Raw genomic sequence first — 333 nt, forward strand, 5'->3', positions numbered from 1 at the left:
ATAGCGGAAGTCAGACAGATCTGAAAAGATTATGTCCCCTTCGTCTAGAGGCCTAGGACATCACCCTTTCACGGTGAGTACAGGGGTTCGAATCCCCTAGGGGACGCCAGATTCAGCGGCGTTTCATAGTAGAAGTGTCGCAACGCTTGCAGGGCGTGAACGAGGTCCTGCGGGTGAGAGTGAAGAAAGCTGGAGCGGTAGTTCAGTTGGTTAGAATACCGGCCTGTCACGCCGGGGGTCGCGGGTTCGAGTCCCGTCCGCTCCGCCAAAAAATGAAGAAGCCCGCCTCGTGCGGGCTTTTTCGTTTGCATTGCCGGTCCGCGTGTCGCTACG

At 57.1% G+C, this 333-nt stretch carries 2 tRNA genes; both read left to right on the top strand.

Annotated elements, in window-relative coordinates:
- Positions 1 to 33 precede the first annotated feature (33 nt).
- Positions 34 to 109 (top strand) — tRNA-Glu (locus tag HWX22_RS31710).
- Positions 110 to 191: 82 nt separating this feature from the next.
- A tRNA-Asp gene (locus tag HWX22_RS31715) sits at positions 192 to 268 on the top strand.
- Positions 269 to 333 lie beyond the last annotated feature (65 nt).

The organism is Burkholderia sp. BCC1638 (genome assembly GCF_902833195.1).
Taxonomy (GTDB): Bacteria; Pseudomonadota; Gammaproteobacteria; order Burkholderiales; family Burkholderiaceae; genus Burkholderia; species Burkholderia diffusa.